This is a genomic window from Mesorhizobium sp. M7A.F.Ca.MR.148.00.0.0, from assembly GCF_003997735.1.
In the GTDB taxonomy this organism is placed as follows: Bacteria; Pseudomonadota; Alphaproteobacteria; order Rhizobiales; family Rhizobiaceae; genus Mesorhizobium.
Genome location: NZ_RZTB01000389.1, coordinates 1 through 499, shown reverse-complemented (window position 1 = coordinate 499; position 499 = coordinate 1). Strand labels below are relative to the sequence as shown.

The window sequence follows — 499 nt, the reverse complement described above, 5'->3', positions numbered from 1 at the left end:
TTCAGCCTCCAGAAGAAATCGTCCCTTGCAAGATCATGAACGCATCGGCGGGAAACAATGTTCCCAGCTCGCTTTCGTCAGCCTCGGCCTGGCGGTGCTTTCGCCGGACAACCTTACCCGGCGAGCCATCATCCCACTTCTCTCAGGATGAAGTCGTGCAGCATCTTGGCGGCCGGCGACAGTGCGCGATTCCTGACCGTGATCAGGCTGTAGGGCCTGACCTCGATGTCGAATTCGGTCTGGACGACGTCGATGGCGCCGGCCAGCCCGTCAGGGCTCTGGATGAATTTCGCCACCTGGACAGAGACCGGTGCGATGGCATCGGATTGCGCGACCATGACCAGGGTCAGGAGCAGCGAACTGGTGTTCAGGATACGGTCCGGCAAAGCGATGTTGCGATTGAGGAAGTTGCTCTCCATGGCCTGGCGCAAGGGTGAGCCGCCGGACTGGAAGACCCAGTCATAGGCGGCGGTCTCTTCCAGCCGCACCGCCTCGCCCT

General features: G+C 61.3%; 1 protein-coding gene. It reads right to left on the bottom strand.

Going from position 1 to position 499, the window contains the following annotated elements; all coding sequences use genetic code 11:
* Positions 1 to 128: 128 nt before the first annotated feature.
* Positions 129 to 499 (bottom strand): LysR substrate-binding domain-containing protein (locus EOB49_RS34650; RefSeq protein ID WP_245473001.1); only part of this gene is annotated, 371 nt, incomplete at its 5' end.